The organism is Psychroflexus longus (genome assembly GCF_020164595.1).
Lineage (GTDB): Bacteria > Bacteroidota > Bacteroidia > Flavobacteriales > Flavobacteriaceae > Psychroflexus > Psychroflexus longus.
Window position 1 is genome coordinate 92,596 of record NZ_JAIQZE010000007.1, and the last position, 22,582, is coordinate 115,177.

Annotated in this window: 20 protein-coding genes; 15 read left to right on the top strand and 5 right to left on the bottom strand. The window is 34.4% G+C overall.

Translation table 11 applies throughout. From position 1 onward, the window contains the following. Window positions 1-7: 7 nt before the first annotated feature. The 6 genes from LB452_RS07975 (at window position 8) to LB452_RS08000 (ending at window position 6,568) form a co-directional block, all read left to right on the top strand. On the top strand, window positions 8-868 hold the full coding sequence (locus LB452_RS07975) for a BadF/BadG/BcrA/BcrD ATPase family protein (RefSeq protein ID WP_224461209.1): 861 nt from the start codon (window positions 8-10) through the stop codon (window positions 866-868). After that, the gene (pgi, locus tag LB452_RS07980; RefSeq protein WP_224461210.1) at window positions 869-2,503 is read left to right on the top strand and encodes a glucose-6-phosphate isomerase; all 1,635 of its coding nucleotides are present in this window, start codon (window positions 869-871) and stop codon (window positions 2,501-2,503) included. It abuts the gene before it with no gap. Between the two features lie 157 nt (window positions 2,504-2,660). Further along, window positions 2,661-4,199, top strand: coding sequence for a YifB family Mg chelatase-like AAA ATPase (locus LB452_RS07985; RefSeq protein WP_224461211.1), 1,539 nt, complete (start codon window positions 2,661-2,663; stop codon window positions 4,197-4,199). Window positions 4,200-4,259: 60 nt separating this feature from the next. Continuing rightward, window positions 4,260-5,009, top strand: coding sequence for a 5-oxoprolinase subunit PxpA (gene pxpA, locus LB452_RS07990; protein ID WP_224461212.1), 750 nt, complete (start codon window positions 4,260-4,262; stop codon window positions 5,007-5,009). Continuing rightward, window positions 4,999-5,706: a 5-oxoprolinase subunit PxpB gene (gene pxpB / locus LB452_RS07995; RefSeq protein ID WP_224461213.1), complete on the top strand. Its 708-nt coding sequence runs from the start codon at window positions 4,999-5,001 to the stop codon at window positions 5,704-5,706. Before pxpA ends, pxpB begins: the two co-directional genes overlap by 11 nt. Window position 5,707: 1 nt before the next feature. After that, complete coding sequence (locus LB452_RS08000) at window positions 5,708-6,568, top strand: 5-oxoprolinase subunit C family protein (protein WP_224461214.1); 861 nt, start codon at window positions 5,708-5,710, stop codon at window positions 6,566-6,568. Here the strand turns inward: LB452_RS08000 and LB452_RS08005 are convergent. Continuing rightward, a complete protein-coding gene (locus tag LB452_RS08005) occupies window positions 6,540-7,922 on the bottom strand; it encodes an aldehyde dehydrogenase (protein WP_224461215.1) in 1,383 nt (460 codons plus the stop codon). The genes LB452_RS08000 and LB452_RS08005 overlap by 29 nt on opposite strands. 99 nt (window positions 7,923-8,021) lie before the next feature. Between LB452_RS08005 and LB452_RS08010 the strand changes: the two genes are divergently transcribed. From LB452_RS08010 to LB452_RS08020, 3 genes are all read left to right on the top strand, one after another. Beyond that, a complete protein-coding gene (locus LB452_RS08010; protein ID WP_224461216.1) occupies window positions 8,022-9,782 on the top strand; it encodes a TonB-dependent receptor in 1,761 nt (586 codons plus the stop codon). Between the two features lie 91 nt (window positions 9,783-9,873). Further along, complete coding sequence (locus tag LB452_RS08015; protein ID WP_224461217.1) at window positions 9,874-11,004, top strand: hypothetical protein; 1,131 nt, start codon at window positions 9,874-9,876, stop codon at window positions 11,002-11,004. Next, a complete protein-coding gene (locus LB452_RS08020; RefSeq protein ID WP_224461218.1) occupies window positions 11,004-12,644 on the top strand; it encodes an amidohydrolase in 1,641 nt (546 codons plus the stop codon). Before LB452_RS08015 ends, LB452_RS08020 begins: the two co-directional genes overlap by 1 nt. On the opposite strand, the gene LB452_RS08025 is transcribed toward LB452_RS08020, so the two are convergent. Further along, window positions 12,637-13,344: a class I SAM-dependent methyltransferase gene (locus tag LB452_RS08025; protein ID WP_224461219.1), complete on the bottom strand. Its 708-nt coding sequence runs from the start codon at window positions 13,342-13,344 to the stop codon at window positions 12,637-12,639. The genes LB452_RS08020 and LB452_RS08025 overlap by 8 nt on opposite strands. Before the next feature lie 23 nt (window positions 13,345-13,367). Between LB452_RS08025 and LB452_RS08030 the strand changes: the two genes are divergently transcribed. Beyond that, on the top strand, window positions 13,368-13,865 hold the full coding sequence (locus LB452_RS08030) for a YkgJ family cysteine cluster protein (protein WP_224461220.1): 498 nt from the start codon (window positions 13,368-13,370) through the stop codon (window positions 13,863-13,865). Here the strand turns inward: LB452_RS08030 and LB452_RS08035 are convergent. Continuing rightward, a complete protein-coding gene (locus LB452_RS08035; RefSeq protein WP_224461221.1) occupies window positions 13,852-15,231 on the bottom strand; it encodes a pyridoxal phosphate-dependent decarboxylase family protein in 1,380 nt (459 codons plus the stop codon). The two genes, LB452_RS08030 and LB452_RS08035, sit on opposite strands and share 14 nt — an antisense overlap. 71 nt (window positions 15,232-15,302) lie before the next feature. On the opposite strand from LB452_RS08035, the gene LB452_RS08040 reads away from it, so the two are divergent. Genes LB452_RS08040 through LB452_RS08060 form a run of 5 tightly spaced genes read left to right on the top strand, consistent with a single transcriptional unit; the run spans window position 15,303 to window position 19,356 of the window. Further along, the gene (locus LB452_RS08040; protein WP_224461222.1) at window positions 15,303-15,839 is read left to right on the top strand and encodes a cysteine dioxygenase; all 537 of its coding nucleotides are present in this window, start codon (window positions 15,303-15,305) and stop codon (window positions 15,837-15,839) included. 13 nt (window positions 15,840-15,852) lie between these two features. Further along, window positions 15,853-16,686, top strand: a complete 834-nt coding sequence (locus LB452_RS08045) for a 1,4-dihydroxy-2-naphthoyl-CoA synthase (protein WP_224461223.1) — start codon at window positions 15,853-15,855, stop codon at window positions 16,684-16,686. Between the two features lie 40 nt (window positions 16,687-16,726). Next, complete coding sequence (locus LB452_RS08050) at window positions 16,727-17,308, top strand: SPOR domain-containing protein (RefSeq protein ID WP_224461224.1); 582 nt, start codon at window positions 16,727-16,729, stop codon at window positions 17,306-17,308. A gap of 1 nt (window position 17,309) precedes the next feature. Then, a complete protein-coding gene (locus LB452_RS08055) occupies window positions 17,310-17,831 on the top strand; it encodes a PH domain-containing protein (RefSeq protein ID WP_224461225.1) in 522 nt (173 codons plus the stop codon). Next, window positions 17,818-19,356 carry a PH domain-containing protein gene (locus LB452_RS08060; protein WP_224461226.1) on the top strand — a complete coding sequence of 513 codons (1,539 nt, stop codon included), beginning with the start codon at window positions 17,818-17,820 and terminating at the stop codon, window positions 19,354-19,356. The genes LB452_RS08055 and LB452_RS08060 overlap by 14 nt, the downstream gene beginning before the upstream one ends. A 19-nt stretch (window positions 19,357-19,375) precedes the next feature. Here the strand turns inward: LB452_RS08060 and LB452_RS08065 are convergent, their stop codons facing one another. Further along, a complete protein-coding gene (locus LB452_RS08065; RefSeq protein ID WP_224461227.1) occupies window positions 19,376-19,852 on the bottom strand; it encodes a PAS domain-containing protein in 477 nt (158 codons plus the stop codon). Between the two features lie 140 nt (window positions 19,853-19,992). Continuing rightward, window positions 19,993-22,404, bottom strand: coding sequence for an alpha-ketoacid dehydrogenase subunit alpha/beta (locus LB452_RS08070; RefSeq protein WP_224461228.1), 2,412 nt, complete (start codon window positions 22,402-22,404; stop codon window positions 19,993-19,995). Between the last annotated feature and the right edge of the window lie 178 nt (window positions 22,405-22,582).

Sequence of the window (22,582 nt, forward strand, 5' to 3'; positions counted from 1 at the left end):
TAATTTCATGATACTTATAGCAGATGGTGGCTCAACAAAATGTGACTGGATCCTATTAAACGATCAAGGTGAAGTAGAATCCAGGACACGAACCAAAGGTTTGAATCCAGCCGTCTTTAAACCAGAAAGTTTAAAAGCTCGTTTAAAGGAAAATGACGAGTTAAAGGAAATGATTCCTAAAGTTTCCAGAGTTGATTTTTATGGCGCAGGATGTGGAACCCCGACTCCAGTAAAGAATCTTACAGATATTTTGCAAGGCTTTTTTGAGGAAGCAGAAATAAATGTTGATGAAGATATGGTAGCTGCAGCTTTAGCCGCAACTACAGAACCTGGCATTGTATGTATTTTGGGAACTGGTTCCAATTCCTGTTTTTTTGATGGTAAAAATGTCCACATGGAGATAGAATCTCTTGGATATGTCCTCATGGATGAAGCGAGTGGAAATTATTTTGGTAAACGTCTTATTCGTGATTACTACTATAAATTTATGGGAGACCACATGAGTCGCGAGTTTGAAAAGCGCTATGATCTAGACGCAGATACAATTAAAAAAAACGTTTACAAAGAAGATAATCCAAACACTTATTTAGCTTCTTTTGCTGAATTTATTTTCACTTCTGAAGAAAGAAATGGTTATTTCTATAAGTTGATTTACGAAGGAATTGAAAAGTTTATTGAGCGACGTGTGATGTGTTTTAAACAGGCTCAAGGTGTCCCTATTCATTTTATAGGATCCATAGCTTTCTTTTCTGAAGACATCATTAGAGATGTAGCAAAGCGTTATCACTTAGATATTGGAAATGTGATAAGAAGACCTATTGATGGTCTTATAGATCACTATAAAAACAACGTTTTAAAAGTAAAATAAATGCCTCTACAAACTCAATCTCCAGTACATTATAAATCCTGGAAAGAACTTAGTTCACTTTCTGATAAAAAATATGATTTAGGAAAGTTATTCGCGTCAAATTCTAAACGTTTCGATAATTTTTCCATTCATAATGAGGATTTTCTAGTTGATTTTTCCAAAAACCTAATCGATCAGGATGTTTTCAAGCAATTACTCAATCTTGCTGAAGAAGCTGGTTTAAAAAATGCTATAAAGGCCTACTTTGAAGGTGATAAAATCAATGAAACCGAAGGTAGAGCAGTACTCCATACCGCTTTGCGGTCTTCCAAAAACAATTCAGCTAAAGTTGATGATAAAGATGTTTTTGAAGATGTTCAAGCTGTTTTGAATAAAATTAAAACTTTTGCCGATCAAGTTAATTCTGGAAATCGAAGATCATATGCTGGTAAAAAATTTACAGACGTTGTAAATATTGGTATTGGCGGCTCCGATTTAGGTCCGCAAATGATTGTTGATGCTTTAGCTTATTACCAGAAAGGAATAAAACCACATTTTATTTCAAATGTGGATGGAGATCATGTCTTAGAGACTTTAAAAAATCTTAACCCTGAAACCACATTATTTCTCATTGTTTCTAAATCATTTACAACTCAGGAAACCCTTACAAATGCAAATACCGTAAGAGATTGGTTCTTAGAATCTGCAACTAAAGCTGATGTTAAGCATAACTTCGTTGCTGTTTCTACCAATATTTCTGCAGTGGAGGATTTCGGTATTGATAAAGACAATATTTTCCCCATGTACGATTGGGTTGGTGGACGTTTCTCTTTGTGGAGTGCCGCTGGACTTTCAATCGCTGTGAGTGTAGGTTCCAAAAACTTCCAGGATTTACTGGATGGAGCAGAAGAGATGGACATGCATTTTAAAACTTCAGATTTTAAGGAAAACATGCCTGTTGTCCTGGCTTTACTTGGTATATGGTATAATAACTTTATGAATGCTGAAAGCGAAGCAATTATTCCTTACACGCAATATCTTCAAAAATTGGCGCCTTATCTTCAACAAGCCTCCATGGAGAGCAATGGAAAAAGTGTAGATAGAGCAGGAGTGAAGGTGAATTACCAGACGGGAACTATTGTTTGGGGTGAGCCAGGAACCAATTCTCAACATGCATTTTTCCAGTTAATCCATCAAGGAACAAAATTAATTCCATCTGATTTTATCGGTTTTAAAAAATCGTTGCACGGTAATTCAAACCATCACGATATCTTGATGGCTAATTATTTTGCTCAGACTGAAGCTTTAATGAAGGGTAAATCTCAAGATGAAGTTCATTCGGAACTTAAAAGTCAAGGCTTAGAGGTTGAAGAAATTCAAAAGTTACTTCCTTTCAAAGTTTTTGAAGGAAATAAACCTACAACTTCAATTTTGATAGATGAACTCACTCCTAAATCCCTTGGAAAATTAGTAGCCATGTATGAGCATAAAATTTTTGTACAAGGTGTGATCTGGAACATATTCAGTTATGATCAGTGGGGAGTTGAATTAGGAAAACAATTAGCTAAAAACACGTTGAAAGATATTCAATCTTCACAAATCAAAAATCCACATGATTCTTCGACGACTGAACTTCTTAACTACTACAAATCTTAAGAACTGAAATTTATAAAAACACAAATTCCGAAATTTACGTTTCGGATTTTGTGTTTTTGGACTATTTTCTATTAAATGATTCAAATACTCTTTCTTTTGTAACAATTAAAAGTAAAAAAGCATATTTTTAGATTAACTAACCGTTAATCAGTTTATTATGCTTGTCAAAGTTTTTGGAAGTTCCGTCTTCGGAGTTGATGCCGAAATCATTACTGTAGAAATCAACATGGAAAAGGGCATAGGCTATCACCTTGTAGGCTTGCCAGATAATGCCATAAGAGAAAGTAGTTTCAGAATTCAAGCAGCTTTAAAAAACAATGGATTCAAATTTCCAGGAAAGAAAATCATTGTCAATATGGCTCCTGCAGATATGCGTAAAGAAGGCTCTGCTTATGATTTAACTCTGGCACTTGGCATTCTTTCAGCTTCCAATCAAATCAAATCTGATGATATTGATAATTACATCATTATGGGAGAATTATCTCTCGATGGAAGTTTGCAACCCATAAGAGGAGCATTACCAATTGCTATTAAAGCCAGACAGGAAGGATTTAGGGGATTTATTCTACCCAAACAAAATGCAAAAGAAGCTGCCATTGTCGATAATCTCGACGTTTATGGAGTTGAAAGCATTAGCGAAGTGATCAATTTCTTTGATAAGTGTGAGCCTCTAGAGCCAACTAAAATCAATACAAGAGAAATATTTTATAACAATCTGGCACATCCAGAATTTGATTTTGCAGATGTGAAAGGACAGGAATCTATTAAGCGTTGTATGGAAATTGCTGCTGCTGGTGGACATAATATTATCATGGTTGGCCCTCCAGGGTCCGGTAAAACAATGCTTGCTAAGCGATTGCCGAGTATTTTACCCCCAATGAGTTTACATGAAGCTTTGGAAACGACTAAAATTCATTCTGTAGTTGGAAGAGTAAAAGAAAATGTTGGTTTGATGGCCGAGCGTCCGTTTAGAAGCCCTCATCATACGATTTCAGATGTTGCTTTAGTCGGTGGCGGTGCTTATCCCCAGCCGGGTGAGATTTCTTTGGCTCATAATGGTATCCTTTTTTTGGATGAATTGCCAGAGTTTAAACGAACGGTTCTTGAAGTGATGCGTCAGCCGCTCGAAGATCGTGAAGTAACCATTTCCAGAGCAAAATTTACAGTAACTTATCCATCAAGCTTTATGCTAGTAGCTAGTATGAATCCAAGTCCTGGTGGATATTTTAATGATCCAGATGCTCCTGTGACTTCTTCACCAGCTGAGATGCAGCGTTATTTAGGAAAAATCAGCGGACCTTTATTGGATAGAATAGACATTCATATTGAAGTGACTCCAGTTCCATTTGATAAGCTTAGCGACGAACGCAAAGGTGAAAGTAGTGTCGAGATAAGAGAACGGGTCACCAAAGCTAGAGAGTTTCAAACAGAACGATTCAAAGATTTTGAAAATGTGCACTACAATGCTCAAATGAACGTGAAACATATCAAGCAGTTCTGTAAGCTGGAAGAATCTTCCAAAACTCTATTGAAAACTGCTATGGAGCGGCTTAACTTGTCTGCCAGAGCATATGATCGAATTTTGAAGGTATCCAGAACTATCGCCGATCTTGAAGGTTCTACAGAGATTAAAGGCGCTCATATTTCTGAAGCTATACAGTATAGAAGTCTTGACCGTGAGGGTTGGTTGGGTTGATTTTACTAAAGATTAAGCTCTTAAAGTTTCAAAAGTAATCATCATTCCATATATTTCGATATGAATAAAACTATTGATATAAACTGTGACCTCGGTGAAGGAGGGAAGTTTGATGCTGATATCATGCCTCTTGTTTCATCATGTAATATTGCGTGTGGTGGTCATTTTGGTGATAAAACTTCAGTAGATAAAGCCGTTAGTTTAGCTAAAACATATCATGTTAATGTTGGCGCTCATCCCTCATATCCAGATTTTGAAAACTTTGGAAGGAAGTCAATGGATTTATCTCCTGATGAATTAAAAAATCATTTGCATCAGCAAATTGATTTAATAGAAGAATCTTGTAAAGATTTCGGAGTGAAGCTTCATCACATCAAACCCCATGGAGCACTTTATAACGATATGCGTAAAAGTCAAAACATTGCGGATCTAATTTTAAATGTAGTTACAGAAAGAAATTCAGACTTGATTTTATTCACTCCACCTTACATAAAATTCTCATCTAAAATTCCAGAATGCATTACTTTATGGATGGAAGGATTTGCAGATCGAGCGTATCAAAATGACTTAAGTTTAGTTTCAAGAAAAGAAAATGGAGCAGTCTTAAACGATCCAGATTTAATTTCTAAACGAGTACTATCGATGATCAATAATCAGGAAGTTTTATCTCTGTCTGGAGAAATAATTAATCATCAATTTGATACCATTTGTGTTCATAGTGATACAGCAAATGCTCTAAAAATCCTTGAAATTTTAAGAGCTAATCTCACTCAAAACGGAATCAAAATTGGAGGGAATTATGAATCGTAAATTGCGAATTTTTCAAATTAATGAAACATCAATTCTTGTTGAATTTGATGAAGAAATTAATGAAAAGCTTTTAAATTATCTCCTTTATCTTAAAAATGAATTACTGTCTGAAAAATATAAATCAATACTTCAGGTTATCAATTCATATAACTCATTGTTAATTATTTACGGTAATACTATAAATAATTTCTATGAGACCAAAAGTAAACTTTTAGAGGTAATTTCGGACGCGAACATAGACAATAAATTGGATTCTCCAATTAAGAAAATCCCGGTTTGTTATGACCTTGAGTATGGTTGGGACTTGGAATTACTATCAGAGGATTTAGGCTTATCGATTGATGAAATTATAAAGAAACATTCTGAAGCTACTTACACAGTTTACTTTATTGGTTTTCTGCCTGGTTTCCCATATTTGGGAGGTCTGAATTCTTCACTTTTTTACCGAAGAAAATCTCAACCAAGACGACAAATTCCGAGCGGATCTGTTGGAATTGCAGACAAGCAAACTGGAATATATTCATTAGATTCTCCAGGGGGTTGGCAAATTATCGGTAGAAGTCCAATTCAGTTATTTAATTTAGAAAACTCCAATCAGTATTGTTATTTACAGGCAGGAGATAAGGTTCAATTTGAGTCTATTTCAAAGGAAGAATTTGAGCATATACAACCTAAATCCAATTATAATACATGGTAATATGAGTGTAAATGTTAAGCAATCCGGTTTATATGCATCGATTCAAGATAAAGGTCGTGTTGGTGGAATGCCTCAGGGTATTCCCATTTCCGGAGCCATGGACCTTAATCTTTATAGATTTGCTAATCATGTTTTGGGTAATGAAAGGAATTCTGCTTGTATAGAGTTTTATCAACAAGGACTGAAGCTGAAATTTGACTCACCAACTTTTATTTGTGTAGCTGTAATTGGAGGGAAAATCTTTTTGAATGATGAACAAGTTGAACCCAACTCTATTTTAAAAATTAATAGTGGAGATAAGATATTGATTAAGCAATTAATTGAGGGAAACTGGGGATATATAGCCATAAAAGATGGTTTTGAGTCAGGTGCTTTTTTGGGTAGTCAAAGTTTTTACAAGGCATTGACTCAGGATCAACTTAAAAAAAATGATAAAATTATCTATGTTCCTTATGATGGAGAAAGTGGGGTTGATTTTCCACGATTAAATTTGGAGTATTATAAAACTTCAGTTTTGGATGTTTTTAGGGGTCCAGAATATCATAAACTCAGTCAAACTCTTAAATATCAATTAAATAACGCCGAATTTTCACTCTCAACTTCACGTAACCGGATGGCTTATGAAATCCAAGAACGCCTTGAAAATGAGTTGGAAGAGATCGTAACAGGTCCTGTTTTGCCGGGTACCATACAATATACTCCAGAAGGTAAAATGATTGCACTCATGAGAGATGCTCAAGTCACTGGCGGTTATCCTCGTATACTTCAGTTATCAGAAAAAGCCATCAACTTACTTTCACAGAAGAGAGCAAAATCAAAATTTAAATTCAACCTTACCGAAATAAATTCAGAAAAGATTTAAAGGAATTTACTCGAGTATATGGAGGATATTTTATCGGAATATCTAGCCAGGTTTTGCGATTTACTATTGGTTTTTTTCTCGTAAATGTGTCGAAAGATGCTCTGCCATGATAATTTCCGATTCCGCTGGCTCCAACACCCCCGAAAGGCAGCTTGTCGTTCACAAAATGCACAATGGTGTCGTTTATCACTCCTCCTCCAAAGTCAAATGTCTCATTTACTTTATTTGTGAAACCTTTACTTTCGCTAAACACATAAAGAGACAATGGTTTTTCAAAAGATGAAATCATTTCTTCCAATTCATTAAATGAAGAGTAGGAGTAGATAGGTAAAATAGGGCCGAAGATTTCTTCTTCCATAAGCGGTGATGATAAGTCTGGAGAATCTACCAAAGTTGGCGCAAGAAAATTGGTTTTCGCATCGTACTCACCTCCATATATAATATTTAGATCTTTCAAAAATCCTGTAAGTTTTTCATAATGAGCGTCATGGATCAACCTGGTGTAATCTTCATAAGAACTTTCAGAATAGAATTCCTTGAGTGTTGAAATAAGCTTTTCCTGAAATTCATCTTTGATTTTTGAATCGATCATTAGATAATCTGGAGCTATGCAGGTCTGGCCAGCGTTCAGAAATTTACCCCAACAAATTCTTTTGGCAGCAATATCGATCTTTGCTGTAGAATCAATTATACAAGGATTTTTACCGCCAAGTTCCAGAGTATGTGGTGTCATATGCTTTGCGATTTGTTCAGAAACAATTCTTCCCACAGGGACACTACCCGTAAAAAATACATAGTCCCATTTTTGTTCCAGTAATATTTTTGCTGTGTCAACAGCGCCAGTTATAACTTTTGCCTGCTGCTCTTCAAAAACTTCATCAAAGATTTTCTTCAGAATATCTGCTGTGTGAGGTGCGTGTTCAGAAGGTTTCAAAACAACTGTATTTCCACAAGCTATGGCTCCAATAGCTGGTGTAATGGCCAGCTGAAAGGGATAATTCCATGGGGCGATGACCAAAACTTTGCCCCAAGGGACATAGTGGATTTTATCTGATGAAGGGAAATTGAGCCAGGCAGGTGAAACTGACTTTGGCTTAGACCACTTTTTTAAATTCTTTATGAATAGGTTTAATTCTTTATAAACTACAAATAACTCGGTTGTTAAAACTTCGAACTCTGGTTTTTGAAAGTCTTGATAAATAGCCTCTATTATATCTTGTTCATGAGTTTTGATATTAGATTTCAATTTTTTCAATATTGAAATGCGATTATCAACTGAAGTTTTAGATGCAATCCTTAAAAATTGGTCTTGAGATTTAAGTAATTCTATAATATCATTTTCCTTAATGTTCATGTTTATTAATTTTAAATAGATAATGAAATAAAATTCATTGCTAAACAGTTATTAATGTTATAAAGATACCGTTATTTGTATCGACAAATTGTAATTATAATGAATCAAAACTTAAAGTATTTTATTCTTTTTTTGTTTGGTATTTCCATAAGTTTCAATGGTACCGCGCAAAGAGATACGATTAGCACAGATAAACTGATTATTATTAAACAGTATTCGCCTACAGTTAATGATGCTTTTAAAATTAAACAAAAGCCCAGTGAAAAAGATACGATAAAACAAACAAGGAAGCCAGTCTACTATACCTTTATAGATGTTCCTGTTGCTTCAACATTTACTCCAGCAAAAGGCACTGCTTCGGGCGTTAGAATGTCTCCGCCAGATAAATTATACGAAAATTATGCAAGATTTGGAGCTGGGAATTTTGGTACCATACTAGCTGATTTCTATAGCAATTTTGACATCAATCGTGATCGCAACCTAAATGTAGAATTTTCTCATCTATCATCCCAAGGTGGCATTGATGATGTGGTCTTGGAAGACGATTTTTCTAATACCTCATTAGGATTAAAACTCAATTCTAAAGATCGTTATTTTGATTGGAACACTGGTATTGATTTTAATCACAGAGAAGTAAACTATTATGGTTTAGCGCCTGTGTTTACCAATTTATCAGAAGCGCAAATCAACGCCATCGATTCAAAACAGACCTATACCAAGTTTGAGGCTTTCGGAGGAATTCGCTTTTATGAAAATATCTTGAAAGAAGCTGAAATCAATGTTCAAAACTTTTCAGACGATTATAGCAACTCAGAGCAGCTTTTAAGAATTAAGCCATTGATTGAAATACCTCTAAGAACTCAAAAATTATCTATCCAAGGAGATTTTAGTTTTTTAAGTGGAGCATTTGAAACCACTACAATACGTCCTTTCGAAAATAATTATCAACAGCTACAGGCAGATATCAATCCATTTGTAGAGTTGAGTTACGACAATGTGAATGTAAAACTTGGAGCCAAAGCTGTTTTTTTTAATGACTCTGAAGAGAGTTCCAGTGAAGTCTTCTTTTATCCTGATGTAAAAGTAGAATTCTTATTAAACCAAGAGACTGTAGATGTGAGTCTTGGAGTGAATGGAGGTCTTCAGCAAAACACTTATGAGAACTTTAGCTCATTAAACCCATTTGTGTCTCCATTCCTTAATATAGAGCCAAGTGATCAGCAATACAATGCATTTGCAGGTTTTTCTGCAAAACTGCTGGATAATCTATCATTTTCAACTCAGGCAAACTATTCAAGCACATCCAATCATGCTTTTTTTATATCAAATCCAAGCAATGAGTTTTTATCCAGAAACCCTACTCGAAGAAATTTTGACTATCAGAATTCTTTCAGTGTAATCTATAATGATATCGATATTTTTTCTCTTTCAGCAGATTTATCGTACAAGATTGATAGTGATTTCACAATAGGATTCAATGGAAAGTATTCAAATTTTTCAACTGAAGAAGGTCAGGAAGCATGGAACTTACCAGAATTCGAATTGAAATCATACGCTAATTATAACTTTACAAAAAACTGGAACTTTTCTGCTTCTTTGTTTTATATAGGAGAAAGAAAAGATTTTGTATCAGATTTTACAACTTTTCCATCTGGTGCTTTAGACATTAATGAATCATTTGTAAATACTGTCGATGGCTTTATAGATTTAAACGCCTCTGTTGAGTACAAATTCAATAATAGATTATCAGCATTTATAAATGCAAATAATTTATTGAATAACTCCTACAACCGCTGGCAAAATTTCGAAGTCCAGGGATTTCAAGTTTTAGGAGGTTTGATATATCAATTTGATTGGTAATAAACCCTTAATTTTCTTAACGAAAAGGAAACATTAGAAAACTTAATTTGAGTAGATTTGCCAAACATGTGATACAAAATACCACCTTTTAATGGCTAATAAATTCAAGCGTTACGACAGGGATCGTCCGTACTTAAATTTACTTGATTTTCTTTCAGAAGAAAAGACGTTTTTAATCGTAGTCGTCGTAGGTTTAATTTTGGCCGCGACTGCAACAACCAATGCCGATCTAGCTATGTGGATTGGTTTCTTTTTTGCAGCCTATGCCGCAGTTGCAAATGATAGTATACAATCTTTAGGGACTTTTATAGAAAGTAATAAAGCCAAGAAATGGTGGATCCTTTGGCTTTTTATTGGAGGTATATTTTTATTAACCGTTTCTTGGAGCTTTTTTCATTTTGACGGGGATGTTACTTATCAACGCCTTACCAATCCCGACGGTTCTACGGATTACCCACATCCAGATAAATTTACATTTTTTCAAGTCATTGCACCTCTCGTTTTGTTAATCTTGACAAGGCTGAAAATGCCTGTATCTACTACATTTCTTTTATTAAGTGTATTTAGTGCTGATACTTCTGGAATTACTTCAGTTGTTTTAAAAAGCTGGTCAGGTTATTTACTTGCTTTTGTAGTTTCCTTTTTAGTTTGGTACTTATCTTATAATACAATAAGAAAGTATTTCAAAAGTAGGAAGCACAGTAATTCCTGGGTAGCGGTTCAATGGATAGTCAGTGGCTCGCTATGGGCGACCTGGGTGATGCAGGACGGAGCCAATATTGCTGTTTATTTGCCTAGAGAGCAAACTTTTGGTCAGTTTTCTATTTTTGCGCTTACCATCTTTTTTGGTCTTGGACTCTTGTTTTATTTGAGAGGAGACAAGATTCAAGGTGTTGTGAGTGAGAAGACGCGAGTATCCGATATTCGTGCAGCAACACTTATAGATTTATCCTACGTGATCTTACTTATCTATAAACTTTTTATCTCTACGGTCCCTATGAGTACCACCTGGGTTTTCCTTGGCATTATTGGAGGAAGAGAAATCGCTATAAGTATATCCCGTAAGAAAAAAGGAAATAAACATAAGAAGAAGGCAACACGGATGATTGCCAAAGATTTTGGGTATGCTATGATCGGTCTTTTAGTTTCTATTATTCTTGCCGCAAGTGGAAATTCTGCAATACGAGAAGAAATATATCAATCTATATCAAACATTTTCTAATGAAATACTCTTTTATTTATCTTATACTATTGGCATTTTTATTTTCTGCGTGTACCAATAAAACCAACGCAGATTTAATTGTTACAAACGCAAAAGTTTATACTGTAGACGATGAATTTTCTGTCGTAGAATCTTTTGTCATTTCTGATGGAAAAATTATTGAAACTGGCGAAAGCTCAAATTTACTTTCTAAATATTCTGCTGCTGAAATTATTGATGCTGATGGTAAGACCATATTGCCTGGATTGATAGATGCGCATGCACATCTTTACAATTTGGGCTTGAAACTAAGCAGGGTCGACCTGGATGGTACAGAAAGCTACGCCGACGTCATTGGAAGGCTTCAGGCATTTCAGCAAAAATATCCTGAGACTAAGTACATAATAGGAAGAGGATGGGATCAAAACGATTGGGAGACTAAAGAATTTCCAACTAAAGACACCTTAGATCTATTATTTCCAGATGTTCCAGTAGCACTTACGCGGATAGATGGACATGCTATGATTGTAAATCAATCCGCATTAGATATTGCAGGAATAGACGAATCTACTGAAATTTTTGGAGGAGAAATACAAAAGAAAAGCGGAAAGCTTACGGGTATTTTAATCGATAATCCAATGGCCAGTGTTAGGGCAACTTTTCCAGAAATTGATAAAAATGCACAAACAAAAGCACTAAAATCTGCAGAAGAAATAGCAATCTCTTTAGGATTAACAAGCCTCGTAGATGCAGGACTTAACTCTGATGTAATTCACCTTATAGACGAATTACAAAAAAGTGGTGAGCTCAAAATGAGAATTTATGCCATGTTAAGTAATAATGAAGAAAATATAGCAGAATTCCTAAAGTCAGGTATTCTAAAAACAGACAGACTGAATGTAAGATCCGTAAAAGTTTATGCAGATGGAGCTTTAGGATCTAGAGGTGCGGCATTAAAGAAGCCTTATTCAGATTTAGAAAACCATTTTGGAAGTATGATTATAGATCTAGAGGACTTTCAAGCTCTAGCTGATCGTCTTCATAATACTGAATTCCAAATGAATACTCATGCTATTGGTGATTCTGCAAATTATGTTGTTTTAAAAACTTACGACAAGTTATTAAAAGATGATTCAAACAGGCGTTGGAGAGTAGAACATGCCCAAGTTATGGATGATTCTGATTTTAATTATTTCGATGGTGAAAATATAATTCCATCGGTACAACCAACACATGCAACAAGTGATATGTATTGGGCAGAGGATAGGCTGGGAGCTGAGAGAGTACAACATGCTTATGCTTATAGAACCTTACTTAAAAATGCAGGAGTGGTTGCTCTTGGAACAGATTTTCCTATCGAAAAAGTGAATCCATTTCTAACCTTCTACGCATCTGTTGCCAGGAAAGATCTTGAGAATTACCCTGAAGGTGGTTTTAATCCTGATGAAAAGTTAACTAGGGAAGAAACCTTGAAAGGAATGACCATCTGGGCGGCTTATTCCAATTTTGAAGAAAATGAAAAGGGAAGTATAGAAGCTGGAAAATTTGCAGACTTTGTTATTTTGGATCAAGATCCTATGGAAGTTGAGGAGATGAAAATCCCTGAAACTAAAGTTCTATTTACATACATTGACGGAGAAAGAGTTTATCAGTCTAATTAAATTTTAGCTTTGCTAAAAACCCATAATGCTCATCTTCAAACATGAGTTCACACAAGAAGCCTCTTTTAGAGGCTTCTTTTTTTAATAGGTCAAAATCTAGATATAACCATTGAAATGCATTTGAAACTGATTTCTTATAGCTGATTTTATAAGTCATTTGACCATAATAATCATCTGTTTCATCTAATTCATTTTCATATAAAAATACCAAATCTGAAGAATCGAGTAAAACCTGACCATTTGGATGCATGAGGCATTCTAATTTCTCAAAAAAGAAATCCAGATTATCTAAAGTTTGCGCAATACCAATACCATTCATCAATAATAATATAGTATCGAACTTTTCATTTTCTAATTCAAAAAAATCTAAGCATTTAGCCTCTTTTAATCCTCTCTTGTTGCAAATTTTTATGCTTTTCGGCGAAATATCAATAGGTAGAACTTCAAGTTCTCTTGATTTTAGCACCAGACTATGACTTCCAGAACAACAGCCTACGTCTAAGATTCTGCCTTTACATAAATCAAGAGCTATTTGCTCCAGTTCTGGCATTTGCTGATAAGTTCTAAAAAGATATTCAACAGGAATTTCATCATCATAGAAGTCTTCATTATGAACTTTGATAGAAGTTTTATCTTGATGTGTATAAAAGCTTTCTAGAGCTAGACCGAATATATCTTTGTAGGAAGACTTAGGATTCAAATTGTTGATTTTATATTTGCAGTATGGAAGAATTTTTAAAAGACTTACCAAATCTTGCCAAAGATAAACATAAAACGCACAAGGATTTCTTCAAACGATTGAAAAAGCGACCTCCAAAGCACCTGGATCAAACCATGCAGGTATTGCACGATGAAACTTTTGAAGAAATAGATTGCTTAACCTGTGCCAGTTGCTGTAAAACTACAGGACCCTTGTTTACAAATAAAGATATGGAAAGGATCTCAAAGCATTTTAAGATGAAACCTTCTGTATTTATTGATACTTATCTTAGAATTGATGAGGACAATGATTACGTGTTACAAAGTGTTCCTTGTCCATTTTTAGGAACAGACAATTATTGTTCTATCTATAAAGTAAGACCTAAAGCTTGTGCAGAATTTCCACACACTGATCGTAAAAAATTCCAACAGATTTCAAATCTTACTTTAAAGAATGTTGAAATTTGTCCTGCTACTTACAAAATCGTAGAAAAAATGATGGAACAGATTAAACTGAAATAAGTTGAGATTCCTTTTCTTCTACATAAGTTTCAAGGACTTTGAAAAAGTTCATGATATCGTCTGACTTATTGTTTGAGTTGATGGTGACTAACCTAACAAAAACTTCTCCCTGAAATTCGCCATAACCCACCATAAGTTTGCCGTCTTCATATAAGGAATTGCATAAATCTTTTGGATCTACATTTTTATAATTGAAGCAGACAGAGATTGAATCTTCATAAGAATAAAGCTTATAATCAGGGTGATTCTCAACATAATTGCGAGCTGTCTCAGCTAAGCTGAATTGCTGATCTATCATACTTTCAAGGCCTTTTGTTCCTACTGATTTCCACAGAGTCCAAAACTTCAGTGCATCATTTCTTCTTCCGCACTGTAAAGAAGTTTTTCCCAAGTTATACTCATCATCATCAGTTTGGTATAAGTAATCTGCTTCGCAGGCAAAACTATGTTTGAGATTATGCTTTTCTTTTGTAATCAAAATTGAACAGCTCAAAGGTACATTCAGCATCTTGTGAGCATTGAAACTGAAAGAATCTGCTTTTTCAACGCCGTCAACCAGGTGCTTGTAAGTTTCACTAAATATGACAGAACCACAGTAAGCTCCATCTACATGTAACCACAAGTTTTCATAATTTTTGGTAATGTCATGAATGGCATTGATGTCGTCAAAAGCACCCAATACTGTTGTTCCAGCTGTGGCATTAACAAAGAAGGGTTTAAGGCCATCTTTTATGTCAGATTCAATTTGCTTTTGAAGAGCTTCAGGTATCATTTTACCAAACTCGTCAACTTTTACATTTCTTATTTGATTTATACCTATTCCCCCAAACATAGCATTTTTGGTAATAGAATAATGAGAAGCTGAAGAGGTATAAATTACCATTTTTTCAGAAACCCCCTCAAATTTTATGTCTCTATTATAAGCATCTCTAGCCATTAGCATAGCCATAAAATTACTCATAGAACCGCCAGGTGGAAATGTACCGTCGGCATTTTTTCCAAAGTTGAGCATCTCACAAACCTTGGAAATTATAACTTTTTCAATGCCTACTTGTGGTCCACCAACTTTGTAGGTGTACATGCTATTATTTAACATTACAGCAAGTAATTCTCCAAGCGTTCCTTTATTATTTCTTCCGCCGAAGAGTTGGTTAAAAAATAATTTGGTAGATGTTCTTGGAGTACTTAAAACAACTTCTTCAAGTAATGATTCTAATGTATTTTGATTTATACCCTCAGGGCTTAGATCAAGATCCAATATATCGAGCAATTTTTCAGCTTTAATTGGTTTTACGACACCATTTTTTTTCTCGTGAGTTAAAAGTTTATCTGAAATTTTCTGAAATAGTTCAAGGTCTGCTTGCATAAGCCTTATTTGAAATTTATATTTACTAATATTCGAATAATACTGTAATTAGATAAAAATAATTAAAAAGCATGGACTCTTCAGAAAACATAACATCTTTAAAGAAACTTTTAGAAGTTTTGCCACATTGTGAAGGTCAGGATTATTTTGATTTAGCAAAAAATTTATCAATTCCTGACGAAGAACTTCTTCCTTTCGCTTTTTGGTCTGATCATAATTACACTAGAAATTGTGTGCACAGAACCAATGATTATGAACTTTTACTCTTATGCTGGGAGGAAGGCCAAGAGACACCTATACATTGCCATAATGGCGAAGAATGTTGGGTTTATCTTGCAAAAGGAAAATTGAGAGAGAAAAGATATGTAGATAAAGATGGAGGACTTGAGTTGATTGCCGACGTGAAAATGACTCAAGATAGACTATCTTATATGAATGATGATCTTGGTTATCATTCTTTACACAACTTGCATGATGGCAGATCAATGAGTTTACACTTGTATGTGGGACCAATCGACGAATGTTCTGTTTATAAAGAAGAAAAGGATAAATTTGTCTTTAAAGAATTAGATTACTATTCAGAAAATAAAAAAATACTTTCAAACTAAATAAAAACTACAGATGAACTGGAAAACGGTTAAAGAATATACTGATATTACTTATAAGAAAAGCGGCGGAGTTGCAAGAATAGCTTTCAACAGACCGGAAGTCAGAAATGCATTTCGCCCCAAAACAGTCGGTGAACTTTTTGAAGCATTCCTGGATGCGAGAGAAGATCCAAACATTGGAGTAGTTTTATTCTCTGGAGAAGGGCCTTCTCCAAAAGATGGTAAATACGCATTTTGCAGTGGTGGAGACCAAAATGCTCGAGGTCACCAAGGTTACGTCGATGACGATGGAACTCCAAGACTGAATATTTTGGAAGTACAAAGGCTGATAAGATTTATGCCTAAAGTTGTTATTGCAGTTGTCCCCGGATGGGCCGTTGGTGGCGGACACTCCTTACATGTGGTGTGCGATCTTACTCTGGCGAGCAAGGAACACGCTATTTTCAAACAAACAGACGCAGATGTAACAAGTTTTGACGGTGGTTATGGTTCCGCTTATTTAGCAAAAATGGTAGGTCAGAAAAAGGCTAGAGAGATTTTCTTTTTAGGTAGAAATTATAGCGCACAAGAGGCTTTTGATATGGGGATGGTAAATGCAGTAATTCCTCATGACGAATTAGAAGACACTGCTTATGAGTGGGCTCAGGAGATTTTAGAAAAATCACCAACGTCTATTAAAATGCTAAAGTTTGCTTTCAACGCTACTGATGATGGAATGGTAGGGCAGCAAGTTTTTGCAGGTGAAGCTACTCGATTGGCCTATATGACAGACGAAGCAAAAGAAGGAAGAAACGCGTTTCTGGAAAAAAGAAAACCTGACTTCAAAAATATTAAATGGATTTCCTAAATTGAATTTTAATCACTGATAATCAATAACTCGAAAAACTATGCCAATTCTTACTGAAAAAGAACTTCAAGACATTGTAAATAAAGAAACTGAAGCTAAAGCCAAAATCGAAGAAAAAAACTTAGAAATTCGTCAGCTTTATAAAGACAAACAAAACGCAAAATCACAAAGAAAAGGTTTTGTAGCTTCAACGGTAATTTTGAGTATCTTATTTTTAGCTCTACTTTTTACAGTATTATTTCAGCCAAACCTTTTGGAAATCAATGAAGGAGTAAAAATCTCTGATGATGAAGTGGTAATTAAAAAGTCAGTTTTGAAAAATTATGAAAATCAAGTTATGGAGTTGGAATCTCAGGATTCTGATTATACTAATCCGTTGGAATTAAAAGAATTTTATGCAGTTCAATTAGGAGCATTTAAGAAATTCAATACCAAACTTTCTTCAGAAAATTATAGCGTAGTCCATAATGCGAATTTCAAAGACTTTAATCTTTATACCTTAGGAGTATTTGAAACTGAAGCAGAAGCATTAAAACTGCGAAACGTTATAAAGCAACTCAATTTTAAAGATGCTTTTGTAGGTAAATATAAAGATGGTGAGCGCGTAGAATCCAACTATTAATATGAAATTTGAAAACTTAGAAATATCACTTTCAGATCTTCCAGATTTTAAATCTGTAGATCTTGAGCCTATTCAGCGTCGCTACAAAAAACTCATATGGCTCAATGAAGCTTCGATTTTTATCCTTTTGTATACCTTTTCGATTTCTGGGTTCTTTTTTGATAAATTCCCTTCGTGGATTTCGTTCGCAGCTATAGGTATATTGAGTGTTTTTTTTCTTTTGAGAGCCATAGAAATTGAAAAAGGATTTCCTCTCAAGAAGTTTGGCGTTAGACAGTATGATATGATTTATCAATCAGGTTTTTTCTATTTTACGGAAACGGTAGTTCCCTATAAAAGGATTCAGCACGTAGAAATAAAACAAGGCCCATTGTCTAGATTATTCTCTTTATACTCATTAAGACTTTACACCGCAGGAGCGTCTTCTGGTGATCTTATAATTGATGGCCTTGATAAGTCCACCGCTCAAAAGCTAAAGGCTAAGGTTCTTGATAAAACGACAGTGGAGGATGTCACAGATTGATTTTTCAATACCCAGGCTGCAATCCTTCAATGGGATTTTTCTTATTTTTTTTACTGATTTAGTTAAACGTGTTCGACAGAACATTTATCTTATAGCGATTCCATTTTTTAAGAATAATGTTTTTGAAAATTATGGAACTTACATTTACATTGGCCTGGCTGCACTAGTCATTCTTCAGTTTGTATTTTCATACCTATCGTACAAAAAATTTAAATTTTCTATTCAGGAAGACGCCTTTCATTTGGATAAAGGTGTTATAAAACTGAGCCATATTGAAATTCCTTTTGAAAGAATTCAAAATATAAATCTTCAGCAAAATATTTTTCAACAAATATTAAATGTAGTTGGTTTTGAAATTGAAACTGCCGGAGAAGGTCTAGCTGAAATTAATATTAAAGCTCTTGACAAAGATTTTGCCAATGAATTAAAGGCAAAACTTATAGAGGAAAAGCAAAAAATTGCAGCTAATGAGGAAGCTACAGCCGAAAACGAAGAAGTCTCATCTGCATCTTCAATAAATCAGGATAAACTCGAATTAAAAGAGCAATCGACATTATTTCAATTAGACTTTACTACGCTCTTAAAGGTAGGAGTAAGCTCTAACTTGTTTAAAGGAGTTGGTTTGTTGCTAGCTTTCTTTGCCTATCTGTATAATTTTGTGATGGACTTTCTGACCAATATTTACGATCTCAATTTAGAGGAAGATTTTAAAAACAGAATTCCTGAAACAATTACTTTCATTACTTTCTTAATATTTGGGATTTTAATCATTGGATTCCTGATTACAATTTTTACTACAGTTCTTAAGTATTACAACCTTAAAATCATTAAAAGTCAAAAAAACTTTGAAGTTGAGCATGGTCTTTTAAAAAAAATAAATAAGGTCATTAAAAAATCGAAGACTCAGATTTTTGAAATTCGAACAAATCCTTTGAAGAATTTATTTAAAATTAGAAGTGTTCATGTTAGTCAGGCTGCATCCAATCAGGTGACTGAAAAACAAAAAATTAACCTAGTTGGATTATCCAAAGATAATTTGACGATTCTATTTAAGTCTCTATTTCAACTAGAACTTTATGAACAAGATTTTCAATTAGCAAAGTCTCAAAATAGACTATTTATTAGGTATTTTTACAAAAACCTGATTGTCATAATTGGATTATCTGCAGTTGCTTATTTCTTCTATTTCAATTGGGCCAGTGGAATAGCTATGGTTCTAATTTTCGCGACATTATTATGGCTTTCCTATCTAAAGGTCAAGAAAAGCAATATAGGTTTCAATTCTGAGTTGATTTCAATACGAAAAGGTTCTCTGGACACAAAATTCAAAATTGTTGAAATACATAAACTTCAATCTATAAGATTAAGTAGAAATATATTTCAACAAAAAAATGGCCATGCCGACTTAGTACTGGAAACAGCTTCAGGGACAACAACTATAGAATATCTTGAAGTGAATGAGGCAACCAATTTACTAAATTACTTGATTTTCAAAGTTGAATCGATTGATAAGGATTGGATTTAAACTTTAATTGAAGTTAAAATTAATTTAGGAAGGATTCGTTTTCTAAAGCTAAATAGTGCTCTACTTTATTGTCTTGGTTATGAATTGGAAAGATTTTGATTTCACACATGTATTCACTACCATCTTTTTTATAATTTACCATAGAAGTTTCGCATATGGCACCTTTCTTTATGTGTGATCTAATAAATTGTAAAGCTTCTTTTGAAGTTTTTTCACCTTGAAGTATTTTGGGGCTTTTATCTTTCATAAAAGATAAACTGTATCCAGTCATATCTTTAAAACCTTCATTAACCCAAATTATTTTTTGGTTCTTGTCTGTGACAACAATAGCTTTATATTCGTTTTTGAATAAAGTTTCTTCAACCTGAAAATCCCAATTGAATTTTGATTGAAATGTATCCAGTTTTTCTACTTCTTGATTTTTCCTTAATTTTTTAATGAGTTTAAAAAAATATTCGGAATATATATCCCACGATAATAATGGTCCTCTTTTCATAATCAATCACATATATATTAATCTACAAATTTATCATTATTTAAGACTTACTCTAGTTTCATAATCGTTATATAAAACATAAAAAACCTTAGCAATTTGAATGGCTAAGGTTCCTCTTCACTATGAATTAACCAAGAATTCTACATTAATTCTGGATAATCTTCAGGTTTGAATTCTCGTAAAATACTATAAACTTTTTCAAAGACATCTTCTGCGGACGGTTTTGAAAAATAATCACCATCAGTACCATAGGCTGGTCGGTGAGCTTTTGCTGTTAAGGTCTGTGGTTTACTGTCTAGAAATTCGTACCCATTTTGTTCATCCAAGATGTTCTGCAGAATAAACGCTGAAGCGCCTCCAGGCACATCTTCGTCAACAACAAGTAATCTGTTTGTTTTTTCTAAGCTCTTTACAATATCGTGCTCAATATCAAATGGGAGTAAGGATTGGCAATCAATAATTTCTACATCAATTCCTACCTCTTGAAGATCTTTTGCTGCTTGTTCAATAATTCTTAATGTAGAACCGTAGGAAACAATTGTAAGATCTTTACCATCTCTGATGGTTTCAACTTTTCCAACTGGTGTCTTGAATTCCCCAAGGTTATTAGGTTTTTTCTCTTTAAGTCTGTAACCATTTAAGCACTCTACAATTAATGCAGGCTCGTCGCTATCCAGCATTGTGTTGTAAAACCCAGCGGCTTTGGTCATATTTCTGGGAACCAAAACATTTACACCTCTTATCAAGTTTAAAACTCCACCCATTGGTGATCCAGAATGCCATATTCCTTCAAGTCTATGACCACGTGTTCTTACTATCAGCGGTGATTTTTGTTTTCCTTTCGTTCGGTAAGCAGTTGTAGCCAGATCATCACTCATGATTTGTAAAGCATATAGCAAATAATCTAGATATTGTATCTCAGCAATTGGTCTTAGACCTCTAAGCGACATGCCAATACCTTGGCCTAGGATTGTAGCTTCACGAATCCCTGTATCGGAAACTCTCAGTTTACCATACTTTTCCTGAAGACCTTCAAGACCTTGATTTACATCTCCAATTTCTCCGGCGTCTTCACCAAAAATTAAAGTTTCTGGACGAGTTTCAAATATCTTATCAAAATTGTCTCTTAGAATCACTCTGGCATCAACGTCCTCCGAATCTTCATCGTAGGTTGGATCAACTGCTTTAATATTTGTTGCCCTCCCATCATATTCACTCCATAAATTACTGCTATAATCTGGTTGTGTGCGTTGACTAAAATCTTTAATCCATTGAATTAGATTTGATTTAGCATCAGATTGTTCGCCTCTGACATATCGCAAAGCTTTTCTTGCTGTTGCAAGAATTACAGATTTAATTGGCTCATCATTTTCTTTTAATTCATTTACTAAGGAAAGAATGAAGTTTTTATTTTCAGAGGATTTTGCTAACTCATTAAGTAACTTAATTACTGTCTTATTTTCAGTTTTAGCTGTTTTTCCAAAAGCAGTCCAGGCAGCTTTCTTTCCATCTCTAACTTCTTTCTTAATGCTTTTTTCTAACTCACTAAGCTCTTCATCTGTTGAGAAACCATTAGAGATCATCCAATCTCTCATTTTTTTATTGCAATCATGCTCTTTTTCCCATTGCAATCTATCTTCACTTTTATAACGTTCATGAGAACCAGAGGTGGAGTGACCTTGTGGCTGAGTAACCTCAACAACATGAATTATCACTGGAATGTGCTTCTCTCTTGCAATTTTTTCAGCTTTCTCATAAGTCTCAATCAGTGCAGGATAATCCCAGGCTTTTACTACTAAAATTTCATATCCATTGGTATCGTTTTCTTTCTGGAAGCCTTTTAAAACTTCGGAGATATTTTCTTTGGTAGTTTGATGTCTTGCGTGTACAGAAATTCCGTAATCATCATCCCATACATTGATGACCATTGGGACTTGCATGACACCTGCAGCATTAAAAGTTTCCCAGAATAAACCTTCACTTGTACTGGCATTTCCTATGGTGCCCCAAGCAATTTCATTTCCGTTTTTTGAAAACTTTTCAGAATCTATTCCTTCGACATTTCTATAAATCTTAGAAGCTTGAGCAAGGCCAAGTAAACGAGGCATTTGCCCAGCGGTAGGAGAGATGTCTGCACTGGAATTCTTTTGTTCGGTCAGGTTTTTCCAACTTCCGTCTTCATTTAAACTATGAGTCATGAAGTGCCCACCCATCTGTCGACCTCCAGACATAGGTTCATCTTCCAGATTTGTGTTGGCATATAATCCAGCAAAAAATTGTTCGATTGTAAGTTTACCAATAGCCATCATAAAGGTTTGGTCTCTGTAGTAACCAGAACGGAAATCACCGTTTCTGAATGATTTGGCCCATGCCAATTGAGGCACTTCTTTTCCATCACCAAATATTCCAAATTTTGCTTTTCCCGTTAACACTTCACGTCGTCCAAGCAGACTACATTCTCTACTGGTAACAGCTATTTTATAATCTTCAAGAACTTGCTTTTTGAACTCATCAAAAGAAAGGTCTTCTTTTTTTTGAACTTTATCTTGCATTATATCGATTTTAGGACTCTTGCGAATATACTAAATTCAAACGAGTATTTTGGTTTTAAATTTAACGCCCAATTGCATTTTTCTTAAATAAAAACAAGAATTACCTATTTTTATAAATAAATTATCATCAGAACTTATTTTTATTATGAATTTGATAAGTTATAAGAGTGAATACTTG

What these genes read in the sequence shown, in the direction of transcription:
- LB452_RS07975 (WP_224461209.1), top strand. Translation starts at nt 8, where the DNA reads ATGATACTTATAGCAGATGGTGGCTCAACAAAATGTGACTGGATCCTA.
- pgi (WP_224461210.1), top strand. Translation starts at nt 869, where the DNA reads ATGCCTCTACAAACTCAATCTCCAGTACATTATAAATCCTGGAAAGAA.
- LB452_RS07985 (WP_224461211.1), top strand. Translation starts at nt 2,661, where the DNA reads ATGCTTGTCAAAGTTTTTGGAAGTTCCGTCTTCGGAGTTGATGCCGAA.
- pxpA (WP_224461212.1), top strand. Translation starts at nt 4,260, where the DNA reads ATGAATAAAACTATTGATATAAACTGTGACCTCGGTGAAGGAGGGAAG.
- pxpB (WP_224461213.1), top strand. Translation starts at nt 4,999, where the DNA reads ATGAATCGTAAATTGCGAATTTTTCAAATTAATGAAACATCAATTCTT.
- LB452_RS08000 (WP_224461214.1), top strand. Translation starts at nt 5,708, where the DNA reads ATGAGTGTAAATGTTAAGCAATCCGGTTTATATGCATCGATTCAAGAT.
- LB452_RS08005 (WP_224461215.1), bottom strand. Translation starts at nt 7,922, where the DNA reads ATGAACATTAAGGAAAATGATATTATAGAATTACTTAAATCTCAAGAC.
- LB452_RS08010 (WP_224461216.1), top strand. Translation starts at nt 8,022, where the DNA reads ATGAATCAAAACTTAAAGTATTTTATTCTTTTTTTGTTTGGTATTTCC.
- LB452_RS08015 (WP_224461217.1), top strand. Translation starts at nt 9,874, where the DNA reads ATGGCTAATAAATTCAAGCGTTACGACAGGGATCGTCCGTACTTAAAT.
- LB452_RS08020 (WP_224461218.1), top strand. Translation starts at nt 11,004, where the DNA reads ATGAAATACTCTTTTATTTATCTTATACTATTGGCATTTTTATTTTCT.
- LB452_RS08030 (WP_224461220.1), top strand. Translation starts at nt 13,368, where the DNA reads ATGGAAGAATTTTTAAAAGACTTACCAAATCTTGCCAAAGATAAACAT.
- LB452_RS08035 (WP_224461221.1), bottom strand. Translation starts at nt 15,231, where the DNA reads ATGCAAGCAGACCTTGAACTATTTCAGAAAATTTCAGATAAACTTTTA.
- LB452_RS08040 (WP_224461222.1), top strand. Translation starts at nt 15,303, where the DNA reads ATGGACTCTTCAGAAAACATAACATCTTTAAAGAAACTTTTAGAAGTT.
- LB452_RS08045 (WP_224461223.1), top strand. Translation starts at nt 15,853, where the DNA reads ATGAACTGGAAAACGGTTAAAGAATATACTGATATTACTTATAAGAAA.
- LB452_RS08050 (WP_224461224.1), top strand. Translation starts at nt 16,727, where the DNA reads ATGCCAATTCTTACTGAAAAAGAACTTCAAGACATTGTAAATAAAGAA.
- LB452_RS08055 (WP_224461225.1), top strand. Translation starts at nt 17,310, where the DNA reads ATGAAATTTGAAAACTTAGAAATATCACTTTCAGATCTTCCAGATTTT.
- LB452_RS08060 (WP_224461226.1), top strand. Translation starts at nt 17,818, where the DNA reads ATGTCACAGATTGATTTTTCAATACCCAGGCTGCAATCCTTCAATGGG.
- LB452_RS08065 (WP_224461227.1), bottom strand. Translation starts at nt 19,852, where the DNA reads ATGAAAAGAGGACCATTATTATCGTGGGATATATATTCCGAATATTTT.
- LB452_RS08070 (WP_224461228.1), bottom strand. Translation starts at nt 22,404, where the DNA reads ATGCAAGATAAAGTTCAAAAAAAAGAAGACCTTTCTTTTGATGAGTTC.